Below are 20,020 nucleotides of genomic sequence, written 5' to 3' on the forward strand. Positions count from 1 at the left end.
ACAGTGTGCGTCAGGCAAAGCTCCAAAAACTCCCATTGCACGATGGCCTCCTGCCGGAACCCCGCGTTGTGCGATCCGCCGCTCAAAGCAGGACCACGTCGTACTGCTCCTGGGAATACATGGCCTCGACCTGGAACTTGATAGGGCGACCGATGAACAGCTCCAGATCCGCGACATTACCCGACTCCTCATCGAGCAGACGGTCCACGACCTTCTGGTTCGCCAGCACCAGGTAGGAATCGGCCTGGTAGGCGCGCGCCTCGCGGAGGATTTCGCGGAAAATCTCGTAGCAGATGGTCTCGGGCGTCTTCAGCATGCCGCGCCCCTGGCAGCTCGGACAGGGCTCGCAGAGAACCTGCACCAGGCTTTCGCGGGTGCGCTTGCGGGTCATCTGCACCAGACCCAGTTCGGTGATGCCGATGATGTTGGTCTTGGCATGGTCGCGTTCGAGCTGCTTCTCCAGGGTCCGCAGGACCTGGCGGCGGTGCTCCTCGTCTTCCATGTCGATGAAGTCGATGATGATGATCCCGCCCAGGTTGCGCAGGCGCAGCTGGCGGGCGATGGCGGTGGCCGCCTCGAGGTTAGTCTTGAAGATGGTCTCTTCGAGGTTGCGATGGCCGACGAAGGCGCCGGTGTTCACGTCGATGGTGGTCATCGCCTCGGTCGGGTCGATGATCAGGTAGCCGCCGGACTTGAGCAGCACCTTGCGCTCCAGCGCCTTCTGCACCTCGTCCTCGACGCCGTAGAGATCGAAGATCGGCCGCTCGCCTGGGTAGTGCTCCAGGCGGTCGGCGATTTCCGGCATCAGTTCTTCGACGAACTGCGTGATCTTCTGGAAGTTCTCCCGGGAGTCGACACGGATTTTCTCGATGCGCGGATTCACCAGGTCGCGCAGGGTGCGCAAGGCCAGGGAAAGGTCTTCGTAGATCATCGTCGGCGCGCCGACGGTCTGGATCTGCGCGTCGATCTGGTCCCACAGGCGACGCAGGTAGCGGATATCGGCGAGGATCTCGTCCTCGCCAGCGCCCTCGGCGGCAGTACGCAGGATGAACCCGCCGCGCTCGACGATGCCTTCGGCCTCGACGCACTTGGCGACCACCTGTTTGAGTCGCTCGCGCTCGTGTTCGTCCTCGATCTTCAGGGAAATGCCGACATGACTGGTGCGCGGCATGTAGACCAGATAGCGCGAGGGGATCGACAGGTGCGTGGTGAGGCGCGCGCCCTTGGTGCCGATGGGGTCCTTGGTGACCTGCACCACCAGGCTCTGCCCTTCGTGGACCAGCGCGCCGATGCTCTCCACGGCGCTGCCCTCGCGGGTGGATATCTCCGCGGCGTGGATGAAGGCCGCGCGCTCCAGGCCAACGTCGACGAAGGCCGCCTGCATGCCGGGAAGCACACGCACGACCTTGCCCTTGTAGATGTTGCCGACGATCCCGCGGCGCAGCGTGCGCTCAACATGGACCTCCTGCAGGACGCCGTTCTCCACCACCGCCACGCGCGATTCCATCGGCGTGATATTGATCAGGATCTCTTCACTCATGCGCCCTTCCTTATCGCGCCCGGAGTCGTGCCAGCGCTACTTTCCGATCAAGACTGCCAGCTGGAGATGGAGAAGTCAGCCAGCAATGCCGAGGTTTCGCAAAGAGGCAGGCCAACCACGGCGCTGTAGCTGCCCTCGACGCGGCTGACGAAGACCGCCGCAAGCCCCTGGATAGCATAGCCACCGGCTTTATCCTGCGGCTCGCCGGTTTCCCAATAGCGCTCGGCTTCCTCGGCGGAGACCTCGCGGAAAACCACACGGCTGCTGACCACGCGCGCCTCGCAGCGATCCCGATCAGCTACCGCCACGGCGGTCAGCACCTCGTGCTCGCGGCCGGACAAGGCCTGCAGCATGGCCAGGGCGTCGTCGCGATCCACCGGTTTGCCGAGGATACGGCCGTCCAGCACCACGGCGGTATCGGCGCCGAGCACGCAGACGTCGGCGCGCTGGGCGAGGAAGTTCAGCCCGGCCAGCGCCTTGCCGCGCGCCAAGCGCTCGACATAGGCACGCGCCGGCTCGCCGGATTCGGGCGTTTCATCGATGGACGCGGGCACTATGTGGAACGGCAGGCCAATCTGGGTGAGCAGCTCGCGGCGACGCGGCGAACTGGAGGCGAGGTACAGCTGGGCCATCAGGGACTCCGAAGCGGGCCCGCGCAACGCGGGCCCGGCGATTCCCCCGCAAGGGGGGCGATCAGTTGATGTTCAGGCGCAGCCGCAGGGCCCGCAGCAGTGTGTAGACCCAGGGCCAGAGCAAGGCGCTGACCAGTGCCGGCAGGAGGAACACCAGGGTCGGTGGGCGGTTGCCGGTCAGGGCGCTGATCCACAGCTGGACCAATTGTGCGAGACCGAAGACCACCAGCAACACCAGGCACTGCTGCCAGATGGGGAACATACGCAGGCGCTGATGCAGCGACAGCACCAGGCAAATGATCAGGCTGAGGATCAGCGCGTTCTGCCCCAGCAGGCTGCCGTAGAGCACATCTTCGGCGACGCCCAGCACCCAGGCGGTCAGCATGCCGACCTTGTGCGGCAGGTAGAGCACCCAGTAGGTGAGGAACATCGCCAGCCACAGCGGGCGGCCGATCTCCATGAAGCTGGGCATCGGCGCCACCGACAGCAGCAGCGCCGCCAACAGGGTGAGCCAGATGGCCCAGCCGTTGTTCGAGCCCTGGGCCGCCATCAGTGACGGGTCCTTGCATCCGGGTGCGATGCGGGCGCACCGGCCGGCGCAGCAGGGGCCGCGCCATTGGTGCCGGCCGGATGGGCAGGCTGCGCGGCGGGAGCAGCAGGCTGCGCACCGTCATGAGGCTGAGCGGCGGGAGCGCCGCCCGGCGCAGGCATGCCGGACTCGGCGGCCTTGCGGTCAGCCTCGGCCTGGGCTTCGGCGGCATCGGTGGCGCGCTGTTCGGGGGTACGGCTGTCGCTGAAGACCAGCAGCACGTAGCGGCTGCGGTTCATCTTGGCGGTCGGCACGGCACGAATGGTGGCGAAAGGCCCGCCAGTGTCGTGCAGCACTTCCTTCACCACCGCCACCGGATAGCCGGCCGGAAAACGCTGGCCAAGGCCGGAGCTGACCAGCAGGTCGCCTTCCTTGATGTCGGCAGTATCGGCGACGTAGCGCAGTTCCAGGCGTTCGGGGTTGCCGGTGCCCACGGCGATGGCGCGCAGGCCATTGCGGTTCACCTGAACCGGAATGCTGTGGGTAGTATCGGTCAGCAGCAGCACGCGCGCGGTGTAGGGCATGACCTCGACCACCTGGCCCATCAGGCCGCTGGCGTCGAGCACTGGCTGCCCCTGGAACACGCCGTCCTTCTCGCCCTTGTCGATGAGGATGCGCTGGGTGAAGGGGTTCGGGTCGACACCGATCAGCTCGCCCACCAGCACCTTGTCATCGACCAGGGCGGAGGAGTTGAGCAGCTCGCGCAGGCGCACGTTCTGTTCGGTGAGAGTCGCCAGCTTCTGCAGGCGGCGCTGCATCAGCAGCTGCTCGGCCTTCAGGCGCTCGTTCTCGGCCAGCAGCTCGCTGCGGCTGGTGAACTGGTCGCGCACGCCTTCCCACGCACGAACGGGAAAGTCGGCGATGCCATAGAAGGGGCTCAGCACGAGGCCCATCTGGCTGCGTACCGGTTTCAGATAATCGAAGCGGGCATCGACCACCATCAAGGCGACCGACAGGACAGCGAGCACCAGCAGGCGCGCGCCCAGCGAGGGCCCTTTGGAGAATATCGGTTTGATGACCGGCTCCTAGCTGTTGGGGTCGGTTGAAGTGTCGCCCCAGGCGAACAAACGTCAACCGACCTTGACAGGAATCTCCGCCTTACTCGGTGGAGAGCAGGTCCATCGAGTGACGGTCCATCATTTCCAGCGCCTTGCCGCCGCCACGGGCGACGCAGGTCAGCGGATCTTCGGCGACGATCACCGGCAGACCGGTTTCCTGGGCCAGCAGCTTGTCCAGGTCGCGCAGCAGCGCGCCGCCACCGGTCAGCACCAGACCGCGCTCGGCGATGTCCGAAGCCAGTTCCGGAGGGGACTGTTCCAGGGCGCTCTTGACCGCCTGGACGATGGTCGCCAGGGATTCCTGCAGTGCTTCGAGCACTTCGTTGGAATTCAGGGTGAAGCTGCGCGGTACGCCTTCGGCCAGGTTGCGGCCACGGACGTCGACTTCGCGGACTTCGCCGCCCGGGAAGGCGGTGCCGATTTCCTGCTTGATGCGCTCGGCGGTGGATTCGCCGATCAGGCTGCCGTAGTTGCGGCGCACGTAGGTGACGATGGCTTCGTCGAAGCGGTCGCCGCCAACGCGGACGGATTCGGCATAGACCACGCCGTTGAGGGAGATCAGGGCGATCTCGGTGGTGCCGCCGCCGATGTCGACGACCATGGAACCACGGGCCTCTTCCACCGGCAGGCCGGCGCCGATGGCTGCGGCCATCGGTTCTTCGATCAGGTACACCTCACGGGCGCCAGCGCCCAGGGCCGATTCACGGATGGCGCGGCGTTCCACCTGGGTGGATTTGCACGGCACGCAGATCAGCACGCGTGGGCTGGGCTGCAGGAAGCTGTTCTCGTGCACCTTGTTGATGAAGTACTGCAGCATCTTCTCGCAGACGCTGAAGTCGGCGATCACGCCGTCCTTCATCGGACGAATGGCGGCAATGTTGCCCGGGGTACGGCCCAGCATGCGCTTGGCTTCGGTACCGACCGCTACCACGCTCTTCTGGCTGCCGTGGCTACGAATGGCGACCACGGACGGTTCGTTCAGGACGATGCCGCGCTCGCGCACATAAATAAGGGTATTGGCAGTGCCCAGATCGATCGACAGATCACTGGAGAACATGCCACGCAGTTTTTTGAACATTGGAAAGAAACCCATAGGTGGCGCGTGGGTGAAAAGTGCGCGGGTAAAAAAGTGCGGCAAACTCTAACAATGACGGGGGTTTTGGGCAAGGCGGCAATTTATGCTAGATTCCTCGTTTTTCGGGCCTGCCGGCCCGTCCCAGCGGCCTTCGACCGTCTGCCGCGGGTTCTGTTCCCTGCCCCCTCAATTCCTTCCGGCCAGGTCCAGTTCGAACCGGGCCGCTCTAGCTGGAGACCCCGATGGCGCTTGAACGCTCCGACGTGGAAAAGATCGCCCACCTCGCCCGCCTGGGCCTGGAGGAAGCCGACATTTCGCGCACCACCGACACCCTGAACAACATCCTCGGCCTGATCGACGCCATGCAGGCGGTCGACACCGACGGCGTGGAGCCCCTGGCCCACCCGCTGGAAGCCACGCAGCGCCTGCGCGCCGACGCAGTCACCGAGGAGAACCGCCGCGAAGCCTACCAGGCCATCGCGCCGGCCGTGGAAGACGGCCTTTACCTCGTCCCGAAAGTCATCGAGTAAGCGCTAAGGACACGGACATATGCTGCATCAATTGACCCTCGCCGAAGTCGCTCGGGGACTCGCCGACAAGCAATTCTCCGCCCAGGAACTGGCCACTGCCCTGCTCGCGCGCATCCAGCAGCTCGACCCGCAGCTGAACAGTTTCATCACCGTCACCGAGGACATCGCCCTGGCACAGGCCAAGGCGGCCGACGAGCGGCGCGCCAAAGGCGAGACCGGTGCCCTGCTGGGCGCACCGATCGCCCACAAGGACCTGTTCTGCACCCAGGGCGTGCGCACCAGCTGCGGTTCGAAGATTCTCGACGCCTTCGTTTCGCCCTACGATGCCACCGTCGTCGAACGCCTGGCGGACGCCGGTACCGTGAGCCTGGGCAAGCTGAACATGGACGAGTTCGCCATGGGCTCGGCCAACGAATCCAGCCACTACGGCCCGGTGAAGAACCCCTGGGACACCTCCCGCGTACCGGGCGGCTCCTCCGGTGGCTCCGCCGCCGCCGTGGCCGCGCGCCTGATCCCGGCCGCCACCGGCACCGACACCGGCGGCTCGATCCGCCAGCCGGCGGCGCTGACCAACCTCACCGGCATCAAACCCACCTACGGCCGCGTATCGCGCTGGGGCATGATCGCCTACGCCTCCAGCCTCGATCAGGGCGGCCCGCTGGCCCGCACCGCCGAGGACTGCGCACTGATGCTCGGCGCCATGGCCGGCTTCGATCCGAAGGACTCCACCTGCGTCGACCAACCGGTGGACGACTACCTGGCCGCCCTGACCAAGCCGCTGACCGGCCTGCGCATCGGTCTGCCGAAGGAATACTTCGGCGCCGGCCTGGACAGCCGCATCGCCGACGCGGTGATGAAGGTGGTCGAGCAGCTCAAGCAGCTTGGCGCGGTGGTCAAGGAGATCTCCCTGCCGAACATGCAGCACGCGATCCCTGCCTATTATGTGATCGCGCCCGCAGAAGCCAGCTCCAACCTCTCGCGCTTCGACGGCGTGCGCTACGGCTACCGCTGCGAGGACCCGAAAGACCTCCAGGACCTGTACAAGCGCTCCCGCGCCGAAGGCTTCGGCGCTGAGGTGAAGAACCGCATCATGGTCGGTACCTATGCGCTTTCCGCCGGTTACTACGACGCGTATTACCTGAAGGCTCAGAAAATTCGCCGTCTGATCAAGAACGATTTCACCAGCGCCTTCGCCGAAGTCGACGTGATCCTCGGCCCGACCACGCCGAACCCGGCCTGGAAGCTGGGCGAGAAGAACAACGACCCGGTCGCCCAGTACCTGGAAGACATCTACACCATCACGGCCAACCTCGCCGGCATTCCGGGCCTGTCCATGCCGGCGGGCTTCGTCGACGGCCTGCCGGTGGGTGTCCAGCTGCTCGCGCCGTACTTCCAGGAAGGCCGCCTGCTCAACGTCGCGCACCAGTACCAACTGGTCACTGACTGGCACAAACAAGCACCGGCTGGATTCTGAGGACGACACACATGCAATGGGAAACCGTGATCGGGCTGGAAATCCACGCACAGCTCTCCACCCAATCGAAGATCTTCTCCGGTAGCGCCACCACCTTCGGCGCCGCCCCGAACACCCAGGCCAGCCTGGTCGACCTGGCCATGCCCGGCACCCTGCCGGTGCTGAACCAGGAAGCCGTGCGCATGGCCTGTCAGTTCGGCCTGGCGATCAACGCCGAAATCGCCGAGCGCAACGTCTTCGCCCGGAAGAACTACTTCTACCCGGACCTGCCCAAGGGCTACCAGACCAGCCAGATGGATCACCCCATCGTTGGCAAGGGCCATCTGGACATCACCCTGGAAGACGGCACCGTCAAACGTGTCGGGATCACCCGCGCGCACCTGGAAGAGGACGCCGGCAAGAGCCTGCACGAAGACTTCCACGGCATGAGCGGCATCGACCTGAACCGCGCCGGCACTCCGCTGCTGGAGATCGTCTCCGAGCCGGATATCCGCAGCGCCAAGGAAGCCGTCGCCTACGTCAAGGCGATCCACGCCATGGTGCGCTACCTGGGCATCTGCGACGGCAACATGGCCGAAGGCTCGCTGCGTTGCGACTGCAACGTCTCGGTGCGCCCCAAGGGCCAGGCCGAGTTCGGCACCCGTGCCGAGATCAAGAACGTGAACTCCTTCCGCTTCATCGAGAAGGCGATCAACCACGAAGTGCAGCGCCAGATCGAGCTGATCGAGGACGGCGGCAAGGTCGTGCAGGAAACCCGCCTGTATGACCCGAACAAGGACGAAACGCGCTCCATGCGCAGCAAGGAAGAAGCCAACGACTACCGTTACTTCCCCTGCCCGGACCTGCTGCCGGTGGTGATCGAGCGCGCCTTCCTCGAAGAACTGCGCACGCAACTGCCGGAACTGCCGGACCAGAAACGCGAGCGCTTCGAGAGCCAGTACGGCCTGTCCGCCTACGACGCCAGCGTGCTGTCCGCCAGCCGCGAGATGGCCGACTACTTCGAACAGGTCCAGAGCATCTGCGGCGACGCCAAGTTGGCGGCCAACTGGGTGATGGGCGAGCTCTCCAGCCTGCTCAACAAGGACAACCTGGAGATCGAGCAGTCGCCGGTTTCCGCCGAGCACCTGGGCGGCATGATCCTGCGCCTGAAGGACGGCACCATCAACGGCAAGGCGGCCAAGACCGTGTTCGCCGCCATGGCCGAAGGTGAAGGCTCGCCCGACGAGATCATCAAGGCCAAGGACCTGGTGCAGAACACCGACTCGGGCGCCGTCGAGAAGCTGCTTGACGACGTGCTGGCGGCCAACGCTGAGCAGGTCGAGCAGTACCGCGCCAGCGACGAAGCCAAGCGCGGCAAGATGTTCGGCTTCTTTGTCGGCCAGGCCATGAAGGCCGCCAAGGGCAAGGCCAACCCGGCGCAAGTGAACGAACTGCTGAAGAAGAAGCTCGAAGCCTGAGCCCACACTTCAACGACGCCGGGCTTGCCCGGCGTTTTTTCGTCCGGAGGATCGATGCTGCGCCCCATGGCCCTCGTCGGCTGCCTGGCCCTGCTGGCCGGCTGTAGCACCACGTCTTACGACAGCGACTCGGAGGTTTCCGGCCGCGGCTACCGCGCCGAAGGCACCGCGTCGTATTACGGCAAGGCACACCATGGCAAGCGCACCGCCAGCGGCGAGCGCTTCAACCAGAACGCGCTGACCGCCGCGCATCGCACCCTGCCCTTCGGCACGCGGGTGCGAGTGACCAACCTCGATAACGGGCGCAGCGTCGTGGTGCGCATCAACGACCGCGGACCATTTGGCCGTGGGCGGATCATCGATGTCTCCAAGGCCGCTGCCGAACAACTCAACATGCTGCGCTCCGGCACCGCGCCGGTGCGCCTGGAAGGTCTCTGAAGGAGCCAGAATGAGCAACGACAACCGCAAGGCCGGCGAGCAGGTCCGCCGCGAAGTGATGGGCGACGCCTTCGTCGACCGCGCCCTGGGCAACGCCACCAAGTTCACCCAGCCACTGCAGGACTTCGTCAACGAGCACGCCTGGGGCGGCGTGTGGAACCGCGACGGCCTGCCGCTCAAGACCCGCAGCCTCATCACCCTGGCCGCGCTGACCGCGCTCAAGTGCCCGCAGGAGCTGAAAGGCCACGTGCGCGGCGCGCTGAACAACGGCTGCACGTTGGAAGAGATTCGCGAGGCGCTGCTGCATTGCGCGGTCTATGCCGGTGTTCCGGCAGCTATCGATGCCTTCCGTGCGGCGCAGGAAGTGATCGACGCGTGGCAGGCGGATCAGAAGGTCTGATTGTCAGCAGCGCCAATAGGCGCTGTTCGCGGGCGTGGCCTGCTCCTATGAGTGCGTTGCACGCCGTTGCTCTTGCCTTGAGGGCTTCCAGCGAAGCATCCGCGCGCGCCGAAGTGCCCCTTTCAGGAGGCCGAAGGTGATCGGAATTTCAGGGGGAGAGCGGCATGGATGCCGCGGAAGCCGCGACTGGCCAGGGATGGCCCTTCGCGGCGGCCCCCTGAAATTCCGAAGAACCGAGGGTACTTTTCGCGAAGCGAAAAGCTGGATGGCAGGGACAAGACCTTTGCCTACTTTGGGTGGGGCGGCCATCCGTCGTTTGCCAAAGTAGGTCGCCCGAGGGGGCGAAACGAGAAGTCCGCGTGCATGCCGACGCGGCGCAGAAAGACCTCATCCGAAGCAAATATCCTGTGCTTCCACAATCACCGAGTGCACGGCATTTCAGCCTTACGGGTAACTGAACCGCTTAACCAGCGTCAGTTCCCCCGGCTGGCGCATCGGGATCAGGAAGGACTCCTGCTTCTCGTTCACCGTCCCCTCTTCCGTGACGATGGTCACCTGCGCCGTGGTCAGCGGCTTGGCCGCGTTCACGTCGCCCGAGCTTTCATCCGAGCTCCAGCCGCCGCCGTAGTAGTTCACGTAGACCAGGTACTGCCCCTTGAGCGGAGTCGGGCTGGCGATGATTTCCGGGCCGTAGCCGGTGGTCACGTCGACATCCTGGGCAGCACCATTGGGCAGCGACCGGTTGCCGTACCAGACGTGCCCGCCATCGGGCGTCACCAGGTGCAGGTCAAGGTCGGTGTTGTCCGAATCCCAGGACAGCATGACCCGCAGCTTGGCCGCCACCTCGCCGCCACCACCGCCGTGGTAGAACTGCACGCGCTTGCGCTGCTGGCCGTCCGGGCTGACGACTTCGACGCTGTTGGGGCCCGCCGGGAAGGCGAACGGACGGTCGAACTTGCCGTCGCTCTCCACCCGCATCGGCATGGCCACGCCATTGACCACCAGGCGCGCCGGCTCCTTGCTGTCCTTGGGCAGGCCACGGATTTCGCCACGGATGCGCGCCGTATCGGACTGGTCCTCCCGCGCGTTCACTGAAGACGCCGGGTAGTTCACCGTCTGCCGGAAGTCGGCCTTGTCGCCATCGCCCGAACGCCAGCCGCCCAGCGGGGTGTCCAGGCTGATCGGCGATTCGGCGGCCTGCGCGCCCAGCGGGATCAGGCTGGCGAGCAGGGACAGGTGGAGCGCGTGGGCGAGTTTCATGCTGATCATTCCAGTATCAGGCGACGGGCCAGGCTTTCCACGTAGCCCTCGTCTTGTCCATTGGGGTGCGCCTGGAAGGCCAGGTGCAGGTATTCATGAGCCAGGTCGAGGCGGTCCTGCTGGGAATACAGGCCACGCACATAGATGCGCTGGCGTTCGCGGTCGACGTAGGGCCGGCCACTGCTCAGGCGGCACACGGCGAAGGATTGCAATTCTTCATAACCAGCCTCTGTTTCCAGGCGCGGGCGCCAGTCGCGGCGCTGCACCTTCAGCCAGCGCTCGGCCTCGGGCAATGGTTGGCAGGCGGCAATCGGATTGCTCCAGCGGCTGAGGCTGGTGCGCAGGAAGGCACGGGCGAGGATCGCGTCATAGCGCAGGCCCTTGGCGGCCTGCTCCTGGGCGTCGCGCCAGGACAGCTTCGACTGCCCCGCCTCGTCCGAGTGGTAGGTGACGGTGCCGCCGGCCAGCACCAGATCGGCAGTCCAGGCCGCGATACCGCGTGCCGCCTCGCTGGCCGGACGCGGCGCCACGCGCTGGCGTTGACTGCTGTCATCGATGCTCAGGCAGTCGCCGCGCGGGGCGCCGTTCTGCAACAGGTAGGTGCGGATAGTCACCGCCAGCGCCTTGGCCGCTTCCGCTGGCGTGGCGGAGGCTTCGCGGTCGAGCACGCGGGCGACATATTCTTCGCGGGACAGACGGGCCGTCAGGCGTGGCCCCTGCGCACCGCGCTCAAAGAAAAGGTCACCACTGCTGTTCACGTCGAGTCGAACGCCATTGGCGAACACCACATTCTGCCGGCCGGCCAGCAAGCCTTCGACCGCCGGCTGATTGCGCGCGTCGTAGACCTCTTTCAATGGATAGCGGCTGAACAGCCCGACCTCCACACATCGCCCCGCATCGCTGGGCCACGGCGCCGGCAGCGCAGCGCCGATGGCGTTGCCGTACTTGGCCAGTACCGTCTTGCTGGTGCCCGGCCCACGCGCCCACAGCGGCGTGCCATCCACCAGCCAGCCGGCGAAGCCTCCCTCCCGCTCGCCGCCTTGGTCCCAGCTCCAGGTCTTCACCCGCAGGCGTCCACCCAGGGCGGCGGGAGCGCGGCCTTCGTCGGCGGCGAGGCTGACATCCAGCAGCACCTTGCGCGCCTGCTCCTGGGCCGGCAGGTGCTGCAGTTGATCGAGCAGTTCGGCGACCGGAACTTCGGTCTGCGGCGCCAGCTTGTCCAGCTGGGCGATCCAGGCCGGCGCGTGGCGCGCCTGCCAGTATTGCTGCCAGACCGAGCCGTCGATGCCCAGGCGCTGCGGCTGGAAGTACAGACCGCAGGACTTCACCAGCGCGGCGTCGCGCTCGATGCTCTGCCCGGCCGTGCAGCAATAGACCTCTTCCCTGCTTTCACCTCGGCACGAGTAGGCCGGCTCCTGCTGGCCGGTATCGCTGAGCCAGGCATAGACGAACAGCTTCCACAGGCTGCCCAGCGGAGCCTGCAGGTCGGCCGGCAACGGCTGGCGGTCGAGCACCTGCTGCGGCCCGAGCCGCAGCAATTCGTCGCCCTGCGCGGTACGCCAGGCGAGCTGCGCCGGCTCTTGCGAGCCGGGCGCCGCCAGGGCACTCAGTGGCAACAGCAGGATCAGCCCGGCCAGACGCGCACGCATGGATTACTGGACCTTGATCTTCGCCAGGGCCGGCTGCTGCTCCAGCGCCTGTTCTTGCGGCGCATAGAGGCGCTGGTAGCGCGCCGGCGGCAGGACGAACTCGCCCTTCTGCGAGAAGCGGACCAGATGGCGGAAGCGCAGCTCGCCGCTGAGGGTATCCACCGGCACGCCGTAGAACAGGTCACCCGGCTCGTTGCGCGCACGCTCCAGGCTGGTCGCCTCGACGCCGCCCAGGCCGCTGATCTGCAGGCCCCAGGTGGTGCGCTCGACATCCGCGCCCGGCGGCAGCGGCACTTCCAGCATGCCGTAGCGCAGGGCTTGGGCCTGCTCGGTGGTCAGGGTCACTTCGTCGAGGTACAGCTCGTCGCTGGACAGCGGCTTGTCGCCCAGAGCCTCCGCACTGAAGGCGAAAGCGTCTTCGCCCGGCACCAGGCGCAGCAGGCGGCGCTTGATGGTGACCGGCAGCTGGCTGGCCGGGGTTTCGGCACTGCGGAAGCTCACGGAAGCATTGAGCGGACGCGACGGCGCGGCGCTCAGGTCCAGCTGCGCCGGCACCTCCTTGCCCTGCCAGCGCCAGAAGGCATCGCCGGTGGTGCTGTGGCTTTCCTTCCAGTCCGCGACCGGCTTGGGCAGCTCGGCAGCCGGAGCGTCGGCCACGGCGCGCTGCATCCAGGTCAGCGCCAGGGCGCGTTCGAGGGTGGACTGCTGCGGCGCCAGGCTCTGCAGCAGAGCGCGGGCGCGGCTGGCATCCACGCTGCCGCTATAGAGCTGCACAGCGCGGGCGAATGGCTGGTCGCTGGTGTTGAGCTTCAGACGAGCGGCATCCAGTTGCTTGGCGAAGCCTTGCGGTAGCGCGATCTTGTTCTGCTCGGCCAGGCTGGCCGTCAGCACGCGCGCCACCGCCAGGCCCAGCTCGGAGTCCGGCTGGCCCATGACCAGGCTGTCCTCGCTGTCGAAATCGTTCACCGACTTCGCCGCCTCGCCGCTGCCGGTATTCTCCAGGTCGGTGAGCAGGCCGCTGACCAGGGTCTGCACCGGCAACTTCATGTCGCGGGCGAAAGCCAGGATCAGCGCGCGTTGCAGCAATGGCGTGGCACTGGCACGCGCCGAGTACAGTTCCAGCACGCGCTGCCAGTGGTCCGGCGGCAGCTGGATTTCCAGCGCGCGGCTGGCATGCCAGTCGGCGTAATAGGCGTAGGCGGTGAGGAAGGCGTCGTTGTCTTCACCGCCCCACCAGGTGAAGTAGGCATCCGGGCCGGCCATCTGCACCAGGCGCAGACGGCTGGTCTGCATGATCAGGCGCAGGCGATCGCGCACGCGCGGTTCGCCATTCGCCAGCATCGGGTAGGCAACGCTCAGCGGCAGCAGCTGGCTGGCGGTCTGCTCGACGCCACCCCAGGGGTAATTGAGCAGCGAGTCGAGGTTGCCACGTAGCAGGGCCTGGGCGCTGTCATCTAGGCGCAGGCTGACGTCGCGGGCATCCGCCGGCAGCTGCAGCGGGGTGTTCTGTGCGTTGACCTGCAGCGGCCGGGACTGCAGCACCTGCCAGCTGTCCGCCACCAGGCTGAAGTGCACGCCGAGGCTGTCGCGTACCTGCCCGTCCTGGCGCAGCTCGACGCTCCACTCGCCATCATTGAGCGGCTGTTGCGGCAAGGCGATGTAGTTGACGCCACGCTTGAGCTCCAGCGCCTGGGTCTTCTCCGCGCCGTTGGCCCGGATCAGCAGCTCGGCCTTGGTGTCCTGCTCGCCCTGGTTGAAGACAAACAGGCCGAGGTCCGGCACATCGCCCGTGCGGAAGCGTTTCGGGCCACTCCATTTCAGGTACAGCGGCTTCTCGGAGCGGATGAACTGCTTCTTCTGGCCGACCTGCCCCTGGTCATCCATGGCGCGGGCGGTGATGCGCCAGCGGGTCAGGGAGTCGGGCATGCGGAACTTGAACTGGGCCTTGCCGTTGGCGTCGGTGACCAGTTCCGGCTCCCAGGCGGCGGTGTCGACTTCCTCGCGGCGCGGGCGTTCCAGCACCTTCACGCCGCGCTCGCTGCGGTTGGCGCGACCGGGCGCGCTGGGCGTGCCGGGCAGCGCCACGTCGTAACTGATGAACGCGAGACTGGCGCTGGTGCGCACGTTGTTGCGGCGTGGGTGGTAGAAGAACTGGTCGATGCCCGGGGCGATCTCCGGCTGCAGCGCGTAGATCATCTCGTCGACCACGCTGACAGTGAGGTGGCTGGAGACGGGCTTGCCGGCGTAGGCGGTGTCGAGATTGACAGTGACCGTCTCGCCCGGCTCGTAGCGCTCCTTGTCGGTGCTGACGGCGATTTCTACCTGCGGTACCGCAACCTTGATGCCGGCGTTCTGGAAGCTGTAGTCGCCGCTGCGGGTGTAGAGCACGGAGAAGGTCAGGTTCGGCGAGAACTCCGGCTTCACCGGGATGCGCGCGCGGTACTGGGTCGGGTTGAGCTTCTCCAGCTTCAGCCAGTCGCCTCCCTTGGACAGCAGCGCGGTGGCCTCGACCTTGTCGCGCTCCAGCGACAGCAGCGCGTCATCCACCGGCTCGGGGAAGGTGATCAGCGCCAGCGCTTCTTCGCCGGCCTTGTACTCGGGCTTGTCGAGGACGATTTCCACGGTGCCCGGCACGGCCTTCACGCCATCGCCGCTGACCGAGTGGCCGGTGCCGCCGAGCAGCTGGCCAGCCTTGTCGCGCAGCTCGACGCTGTAGGTGCCGGGCTTGTCGAAGGTGATCGCGAACTTGCCGTCGGCCACCGCGCCGTCGCCGCTGCTGCGGTCTTCCAGGCGCAGCCAGCGATAGGCGGTGGGCTGGATCTGCGTCTGCTGTTCGGCGGCGTAGCTGAACTCGACCTTGTCCCCGGCGGCGCTGAAGCGCTGCGGTGCGCTCACGCGGTAGCGTGCGGCGCCGCGCTCGATGAGGATTTCCTTGCTGGTCTTCACCCGGTAAGCCGCGCCATCGCTGGCAAACACGGTGAGCATGTAGCGGCTGGGTTTTTCCGCTGCCGGCAGATCCAGCGCGGCGCGGCCCTGTTCGTCGGTGGTGATCTGCGCGCTGCTCAATTCAACGGGGAACTGGCCGAGGTACTGCAGTTCGTTGTCCACCATGGACAGCTGCTGGGCGCGCAGGCTCAGCTCCAGGCGGGCGTTGGCCACCGGCTTGCCGTCCGGGTAGAGGAGGATCAGGTTGCCCTTCACCGGCTCGCCAGTCTTGAAGTCCGGCTTGGCCAGGTCGAGGGAAATCTCGAAGTGCGGCTTGATGTATTCGGCGACGCGGAAGGCGCTGCTGTAGGTCTGGTCGCGGTAGTCGAAGCGCAGCTCGTAACCGCCGGCCACGGCGTTGGCCGGCAGCTGGAAGCGGCCGTTGGTGCCGCTCTTGGCGTCGTACTTGAGGTCCAGGGTCTGCAGCGTGGTGCCGGCGGCGTCGATCACCGACAGGCGCAGCGGCGCGCTCTGCGGCGCCTGCGATTCGCGGGAATTCTTGAACTCGCGGCCGACGATCTTCAGCGATACCCAGTCGCCCGGACGGTACAGCGGGCGGTCGGTGAAGGCGTAGAGCTTGGTGTCGTAGATTTCGCTGTCGTAATAGAAGTTCTCGGAGACGAAGACACCGCCCTCCTCGTCCTCACCGATCACGAAGGAGCGCTCGGGGCTGACGTGCTGCAGGCGCAGCAGGCCGTCGGCATCGCTGCTGCCGCTGCTCATCACGCCCAGGCCGTCGGTCCACAGCACCTTGGCGCCGCTCACCGCCGTGCCTTCATGCTTGCGCGCGGTCCACACCAGCAGTTCGTTGCCGGCAATCTTGCTCACCGCGACGCTGTTGGAGACGAACACCACGGTGGTCGCGCGGTATTTGCCGACCAGCGCCTCGACCAGATAGAGGCCCGGCTTCAGCTTGCCCAGCGGCACGTAGACGTTGCCCGGAGCGACGTTGATGAACTCGCTGGAGGAACCGGCCAGGGTGACTTCCTTCGGCGGCTGGATGGGCTTGGCATCCCACAGCGGGTAGCGGAACTGGCTGACCATCGGCAGGCCGGGGATCGGTGCGTACTGCGGCTGCGCGTCGTAGGGGGTCGGCGCCTTGATCGCGTTGCCCATCTTCAGCTCAGGCACTACTTCGGTGACCTGCTGGCGCGATTCGTAGGAGAAGGTCCGCTGCATCACCCGACGCGACTTGCGGTACCAGTTGTCCCACAGGTAGGCCAGGGTATTGGACAGGCCCTCGCCCTTGAACTGCCCCTCGGACAGCACGCGGTGCAGGTTCTTCTGGCGCTTGAGGAAGTCCAGCGGCTGGTCGATGCGGTAGACGCGGATGTCGGCGCCGCCATACGGCTCCATGCGGTAGCGACGGTAGTCGCGGCCCGGCGCTTCCAGGCGCACCTTGGCCACCTCGTCGGAAGCGAAGCTGCTGTCGGCGAGCAGGAAGAACGACTCGCCGGCCATGGGCGTGTAGCCGCTCACCGGGACATCGTCGTCCGCCTGCACGATCGCGGGCGCGGCGGCGAACAGGCCGGCGCAGGCCAGGGCAGCGGCAATGCCGCGCAGCACGTTCATCGGGTCAGGAAGGACAAGCGATAGACGCCGATAAAGTTGGGATTGGATTCGTCGGGTATCCATCGGGTGTCCTTCCATGTCATGAGTTGTTGCAGGCTGACCGAGCGCATGCCGTTGTCGGTCGCCGTACGAGTTCCAGTGTGATAAGCAATGTCGCGGCCCATCCAGATCATCAGATGCTGGTCATCGCCCTGGTCGAAGAACATCAGGTCGCCGGGGCGCGCCTGGTTGAGGTCGCGGCCAACGAGCTGGCTGTTGTATTGAATGAGTTTGATCGCGTTGACGTAGGGGCCGGTCTTGCCGCCGCCCTGCTGCCAGGTCTGCGCGAGATTGCGCTGTGCGTCGGACAGTTCCAGCTCCGGCGGCAGGTAGCGGTTGGACATGCCGTTGGCGCGCAGCCACTTGGCGTCATGCACCTTCAGCGCCTCGTTGGCGGCAAAGCGCACGAGGCCGGCGCAGTCCTGCTGATACCAGCGCGGGTTCGGACCGCGGCGCAGCTGCTCCTCGGCGATGCGCACGAACCAGGCGCGGAACACCTGGGTCTGCTGCGCATCCAGCGCCGGCTCCGTTGCGTGCGCCAGCGTGGCGAAAAGCAGACCGGCCAGCAGCATGTGGGGTTTGCGGATCACAGCGCCTTCCATTCCAGCGGCAGCCACTCCCATTCGCCGCTGGGTTCGCTGCCGGCCGGCAGGGTCAGGGCGTAGGAGCCGTTGCCGGCGAGGGTCTTCAGGCGTGGCAGGAGCAGCGTATCGGCGGCGTTGCGGAATACCGGCTCGATGTCCTGCGGCAGGCTGTCCAGGGTCTCGCGCTGGAGCAGTGCGGACAGCGTCTTGGGCGCCAGGTACGCGGGCACCAGGGCGTCCTTGGGCAGCACGTCGGCCAGCGGCGGGTAGCGCTTGGCCAGGGTGTTGCGGGCCTTGTCGAGCAGCTTGTCGTCGATGGAGAACAGCAGGGTGTTGCCATCGCGCAGCAGGCTGACGCGGAAGAAGCCGTTGCCGCTGACCTGGTCGGGATTCTCCGCCTCGCTGGCCGGGTACTGGCCGAAGCGCGAGCTGACCTGACGCTGCCACAGGCGACCTTCGCCCTCGGCACGACTTTCAACCTCGAAGGCGCCGGCCTCCACGTTGGCCTCGTAGGCGCCGATCATGCTGCCGAACAGCTTGCCCAGTTGCTCGTCCAGCTCGGGGCTGGCCGGCGCGTCGAGCTTCACCGCGAGCAGCGGCGAGTGCAGGCGCGAGTCCGGGTACCAGCACAGGCCGGCAGCGCCGGAGAGGTGCTCGGAGAAGGCGGCGGCCATCTTCTGCTCGGCGCCCAGCTTCACCAGCATGTTGTCGTACAGGCCCGGCGTGACCGGCAGCGCGACGCAGGCGCTGGCGCCCATGGGCATGGCCTGCCAGACAGGGGTGAAGTCCAGGTCCGGCTGGCGGGCAACCTCGTTGAGCGCCAGGTAGCTGTGCCAGCCGTCCTTGCCCTGTTCGAAGCGCACGCCAGCGAAGGTCGGGATGAAGCGCTGGTAGCCCATGGCGAGAACACCGGCGCCCAGGGTGATGCGCTGCTTCAGCTCACCACGCGGCTCCAGGGCGAAGTCCTTGGCGAACAATGGCTCGCCTTCCAGCGCGCTGCCCAGGTCCTTGACGACGGCGGCATCAGGCTCGCCCAGGTTGTCGTAATCCGGGTTGGGGAAGAGCATTTTCGGGTTCGACAGAACCAGCATCTGGTCCCCGCGGGAGACGAACAGCAGGGTCTTCTCGGCGCCATAGCGCAGGCTGTAGACCGGCGTGGCGCTGCCCTTCACCTGGATTTCCGCGACCTTCTTCAACTGGCTGTCATCGGCCGCGATTTTGGCCAGCGGCTCCAGCACCTTGGCAAGACCGCCGCGCTTGAGCACCACCATGAAGTCGCGCAGACGGCCATCGGCACCGCGCCACAGGGCAACCTGGGCCGGCTGGTCGAGCAGCTCCTCGATCACGCTGTCCTTCAGGGTCAGGTCGTGTTCGTAGACGATGCGCCGCAGGGTGCCGGTCAGGCCCAGGCGGTCGGCGTTGTTCTCGTAGTAGAAGACGAAGTCCTCGGTGAGCACGTCGCGCAGCAGCGGCACTTCCAACACGGCCTTGGGCAACTGGCTGAGGGAGGCGCTTTCGATCAGCGCGTCGGGGCGCTTGAGGTCGCGGACCACTTCCGGGCTTTCCGGCGCTTCCAGGGTACCCACCGGCGCCGAATGGAAAGCCGGGATCAAGCCGAAAGCCAGGGCCAGGCCGCCGGCGACCAGCGCGGCGGCGAGCGCGCCGATGGCGATCAGCGGACCACGGCTCGGGGCCTGGGCCGGCGTCGGCGTGGGGGTGCTGTCTTGGCTGCTGGAGGGCGTATTGTCGCTCATGGATCGCTTGTCCCGTGTCATCCCTGCGAGGGGCGAATTCAGTAGTTGAAGGTCTTCACCAGCACCAGATCACCGATGGTGCGCATGGGCACCACGAAGGTCTCGCGCTTCTCGTTGACGGTATTTTCGTTGAACACCAGGTTGATCTCGGCGGTGATCACGTCCTGCTCGTGGTTGTCTTCCTGGAAGTTGTAACCCTGGCTGGCGTTGTAGTTGCCCCAGTAGTTCACGTAGACCAGATAGGTGCCGTGCAGCGGCGCGGCCATGGTGAACATTTCCGGGCCGGGGCCATCGACGCCGTCCGGATCGAGGCCGCCGCCATTGCTCAGGCGCGGCCGCGCCCAGAAGGCATGCTGGCCATCGGGCGTGACGATATGCAGGTCGAGCTCGGCCTTGGGGTCGTTCCAGCCCAGCGCCAGGCGCAAGCGCGGCGCGACCCGGTGGTTGTTGGCCTCATAAAACTGGATGCGCTTGAGGGATTTGCCCTCGGCGCTGGCCACCTCGACGCTGTTGCTGCCGGCGCCGAAGTTGTACGGACGGACGAACCTGCCTTCGCCGTCGGTATAGAGAGGGAGCGGGTTGCCGTTGACCACCAGGCGCTGGGCGCGGTCGACGCCGGCCACTTCGCGCAGGTGGCCTTCGATCAGGCTGCGGCCACGGGAACCACCCCGGTCGATAGGGGGCGTGGGATAGGCCACGCGGGGCACGCTGGGATCACCGGTCAGGCCGGAATAGCGCCAGCCGGCGGTGGGACTGGAGAGGTCCGCACTCGGCTCGGCAGCGACCGTCGCAGCCAGGAGACTGGCTGACAGAAAAAAGACGGCACGAACCATCCGACGCGTGAGCTGCATGAACATTCCTTGATCGTGCATAGCGGGGGGAGCCAAATGTAACCGGTCTTGTCGACGCGCGGAACGGCGTTCGCGCGGCGTTGCGACTCAGGGCAATCTTTCAGAAATTTCCTACAAGCCGAATAGCCTTTTT

At 66.3% G+C, this 20,020-nt stretch carries 16 protein-coding genes; 5 read left to right on the forward strand and 11 right to left on the reverse strand.

What is annotated here, in order from left to right; genetic code table 11:
- Nucleotides 1-82 precede the first annotated feature (82 nt).
- The 5 genes from rng to mreB all read right to left on the reverse strand — a co-directional run bounded on the left by rng (nt 83) and on the right by mreB (nt 4,897).
- Nucleotides 83-1,540, reverse strand: coding sequence for a ribonuclease G (gene rng, locus IB274_RS08675; RefSeq protein ID WP_088421210.1), 1,458 nt, complete (start codon nt 1,538-1,540; stop codon nt 83-85).
- Between the two features lie 47 nt (nt 1,541-1,587).
- On the reverse strand, nt 1,588-2,172 hold the full coding sequence (locus tag IB274_RS08680) for a Maf family protein (protein ID WP_192431580.1): 585 nt from the start codon (nt 2,170-2,172) through the stop codon (nt 1,588-1,590).
- Between the two features lie 61 nt (nt 2,173-2,233).
- Nucleotides 2,234-2,722, reverse strand: coding sequence for a rod shape-determining protein MreD (gene mreD / locus IB274_RS08685; protein ID WP_138521224.1), 489 nt, complete (start codon nt 2,720-2,722; stop codon nt 2,234-2,236).
- Nucleotides 2,722-3,729 carry a rod shape-determining protein MreC gene (mreC, locus tag IB274_RS08690; protein WP_412548414.1) on the reverse strand — a complete coding sequence of 336 codons (1,008 nt, stop codon included), beginning with the start codon at nt 3,727-3,729 and terminating at the stop codon, nt 2,722-2,724. Before mreC ends, mreD begins: the two co-directional genes overlap by 1 nt.
- Before the next feature lie 130 nt (nt 3,730-3,859).
- Complete coding sequence (mreB, locus tag IB274_RS08695) at nt 3,860-4,897, reverse strand: rod shape-determining protein MreB (RefSeq protein ID WP_017518164.1); 1,038 nt, start codon at nt 4,895-4,897, stop codon at nt 3,860-3,862.
- A 239-nt stretch (nt 4,898-5,136) separates the two neighbouring features.
- Between mreB and gatC the strand changes: the two genes are divergently transcribed.
- Genes gatC through IB274_RS08720 form a run of 5 tightly spaced genes read left to right on the forward strand, consistent with a single transcriptional unit; the run spans nt 5,137 to nt 9,193 of the window.
- Nucleotides 5,137-5,424: an Asp-tRNA(Asn)/Glu-tRNA(Gln) amidotransferase subunit GatC gene (gene gatC / locus IB274_RS08700; protein WP_015475813.1), complete on the forward strand. Its 288-nt coding sequence runs from the start codon at nt 5,137-5,139 to the stop codon at nt 5,422-5,424.
- A gap of 19 nt (nt 5,425-5,443) precedes the next feature.
- A complete protein-coding gene (gene gatA, locus IB274_RS08705) occupies nt 5,444-6,898 on the forward strand; it encodes an Asp-tRNA(Asn)/Glu-tRNA(Gln) amidotransferase subunit GatA (RefSeq protein ID WP_192431581.1) in 1,455 nt (484 codons plus the stop codon).
- 11 nt (nt 6,899-6,909) lie between these two features.
- A complete protein-coding gene (gatB, locus tag IB274_RS08710) occupies nt 6,910-8,355 on the forward strand; it encodes an Asp-tRNA(Asn)/Glu-tRNA(Gln) amidotransferase subunit GatB (protein WP_192431582.1) in 1,446 nt (481 codons plus the stop codon).
- Nucleotides 8,356-8,409: 54 nt separating this feature from the next.
- Nucleotides 8,410-8,793 carry a septal ring lytic transglycosylase RlpA family protein gene (locus IB274_RS08715; protein ID WP_192431583.1) on the forward strand — a complete coding sequence of 128 codons (384 nt, stop codon included), beginning with the start codon at nt 8,410-8,412 and terminating at the stop codon, nt 8,791-8,793.
- A gap of 10 nt (nt 8,794-8,803) precedes the next feature.
- Complete coding sequence (locus IB274_RS08720) at nt 8,804-9,193, forward strand: carboxymuconolactone decarboxylase family protein (protein WP_192431584.1); 390 nt, start codon at nt 8,804-8,806, stop codon at nt 9,191-9,193.
- 444 nt (nt 9,194-9,637) lie between these two features.
- On the opposite strand, the gene IB274_RS08725 is transcribed toward IB274_RS08720, so the two are convergent.
- The 6 genes from IB274_RS08725 to IB274_RS08750 are packed head-to-tail and all read right to left on the reverse strand — an operon-like array spanning nt 9,638 to nt 19,869.
- On the reverse strand, nt 9,638-10,453 hold the full coding sequence (locus IB274_RS08725; protein ID WP_192431585.1) for a YfaP family protein: 816 nt from the start codon (nt 10,451-10,453) through the stop codon (nt 9,638-9,640).
- A gap of 5 nt (nt 10,454-10,458) precedes the next feature.
- Nucleotides 10,459-12,102, reverse strand: a complete 1,644-nt coding sequence (locus tag IB274_RS08730) for a DUF2300 domain-containing protein (RefSeq protein ID WP_192431586.1) — start codon at nt 12,100-12,102, stop codon at nt 10,459-10,461.
- A gap of 3 nt (nt 12,103-12,105) precedes the next feature.
- Nucleotides 12,106-16,659, reverse strand: a complete 4,554-nt coding sequence (locus IB274_RS08735; RefSeq protein WP_192431587.1) for an alpha-2-macroglobulin family protein — start codon at nt 16,657-16,659, stop codon at nt 12,106-12,108.
- Nucleotides 16,656-17,270, reverse strand: coding sequence for a DUF1175 domain-containing protein (locus IB274_RS08740; protein WP_225614756.1), 615 nt, complete (start codon nt 17,268-17,270; stop codon nt 16,656-16,658). The genes IB274_RS08735 and IB274_RS08740 overlap by 4 nt, the downstream gene beginning before the upstream one ends.
- Before the next feature lie 14 nt (nt 17,271-17,284).
- Nucleotides 17,285-19,036, reverse strand: a complete 1,752-nt coding sequence (locus tag IB274_RS08745; RefSeq protein ID WP_192431589.1) for a DUF2138 domain-containing protein — start codon at nt 19,034-19,036, stop codon at nt 17,285-17,287.
- Between the two features lie 38 nt (nt 19,037-19,074).
- A complete protein-coding gene (locus IB274_RS08750; RefSeq protein WP_225614774.1) occupies nt 19,075-19,869 on the reverse strand; it encodes a YfaP family protein in 795 nt (264 codons plus the stop codon).
- Nucleotides 19,870-20,020: the final 151 nt, after the last annotated feature.

This window comes from Pseudomonas sp. PDM18 (assembly GCF_014852585.1).
GTDB lineage: Bacteria > Pseudomonadota > Gammaproteobacteria > Pseudomonadales > Pseudomonadaceae > Pseudomonas.

Coding starts and splice junctions, on each gene's coding strand:
- rng (WP_088421210.1), bottom strand. CDS start 1,540: ATGAGTGAAGAGATCCTGATCAATATCACGCCGATGGAATCGCGCGTG.
- IB274_RS08680 (WP_192431580.1), bottom strand. CDS start 2,172: ATGGCCCAGCTGTACCTCGCCTCCAGTTCGCCGCGTCGCCGCGAGCTG.
- mreD (WP_138521224.1), bottom strand. CDS start 2,722: ATGGCGGCCCAGGGCTCGAACAACGGCTGGGCCATCTGGCTCACCCTG.
- mreB (WP_017518164.1), bottom strand. CDS start 4,897: ATGTTCAAAAAACTGCGTGGCATGTTCTCCAGTGATCTGTCGATCGAT.
- gatC (WP_015475813.1), top strand. CDS start 5,137: ATGGCGCTTGAACGCTCCGACGTGGAAAAGATCGCCCACCTCGCCCGC.
- gatA (WP_192431581.1), top strand. CDS start 5,444: ATGCTGCATCAATTGACCCTCGCCGAAGTCGCTCGGGGACTCGCCGAC.
- gatB (WP_192431582.1), top strand. CDS start 6,910: ATGCAATGGGAAACCGTGATCGGGCTGGAAATCCACGCACAGCTCTCC.
- IB274_RS08715 (WP_192431583.1), top strand. CDS start 8,410: ATGCTGCGCCCCATGGCCCTCGTCGGCTGCCTGGCCCTGCTGGCCGGC.
- IB274_RS08720 (WP_192431584.1), top strand. CDS start 8,804: ATGAGCAACGACAACCGCAAGGCCGGCGAGCAGGTCCGCCGCGAAGTG.
- IB274_RS08725 (WP_192431585.1), bottom strand. CDS start 10,453: ATGAAACTCGCCCACGCGCTCCACCTGTCCCTGCTCGCCAGCCTGATC.
- IB274_RS08730 (WP_192431586.1), bottom strand. CDS start 12,102: ATGCGTGCGCGTCTGGCCGGGCTGATCCTGCTGTTGCCACTGAGTGCC.
- IB274_RS08735 (WP_192431587.1), bottom strand. CDS start 16,659: ATGAACGTGCTGCGCGGCATTGCCGCTGCCCTGGCCTGCGCCGGCCTG.
- IB274_RS08740 (WP_225614756.1), bottom strand. CDS start 17,270: ATGCTGCTGGCCGGTCTGCTTTTCGCCACGCTGGCGCACGCAACGGAG.
- IB274_RS08745 (WP_192431589.1), bottom strand. CDS start 19,036: ATGAGCGACAATACGCCCTCCAGCAGCCAAGACAGCACCCCCACGCCG.
- IB274_RS08750 (WP_225614774.1), bottom strand. CDS start 19,869: ATGGTTCGTGCCGTCTTTTTTCTGTCAGCCAGTCTCCTGGCTGCGACG.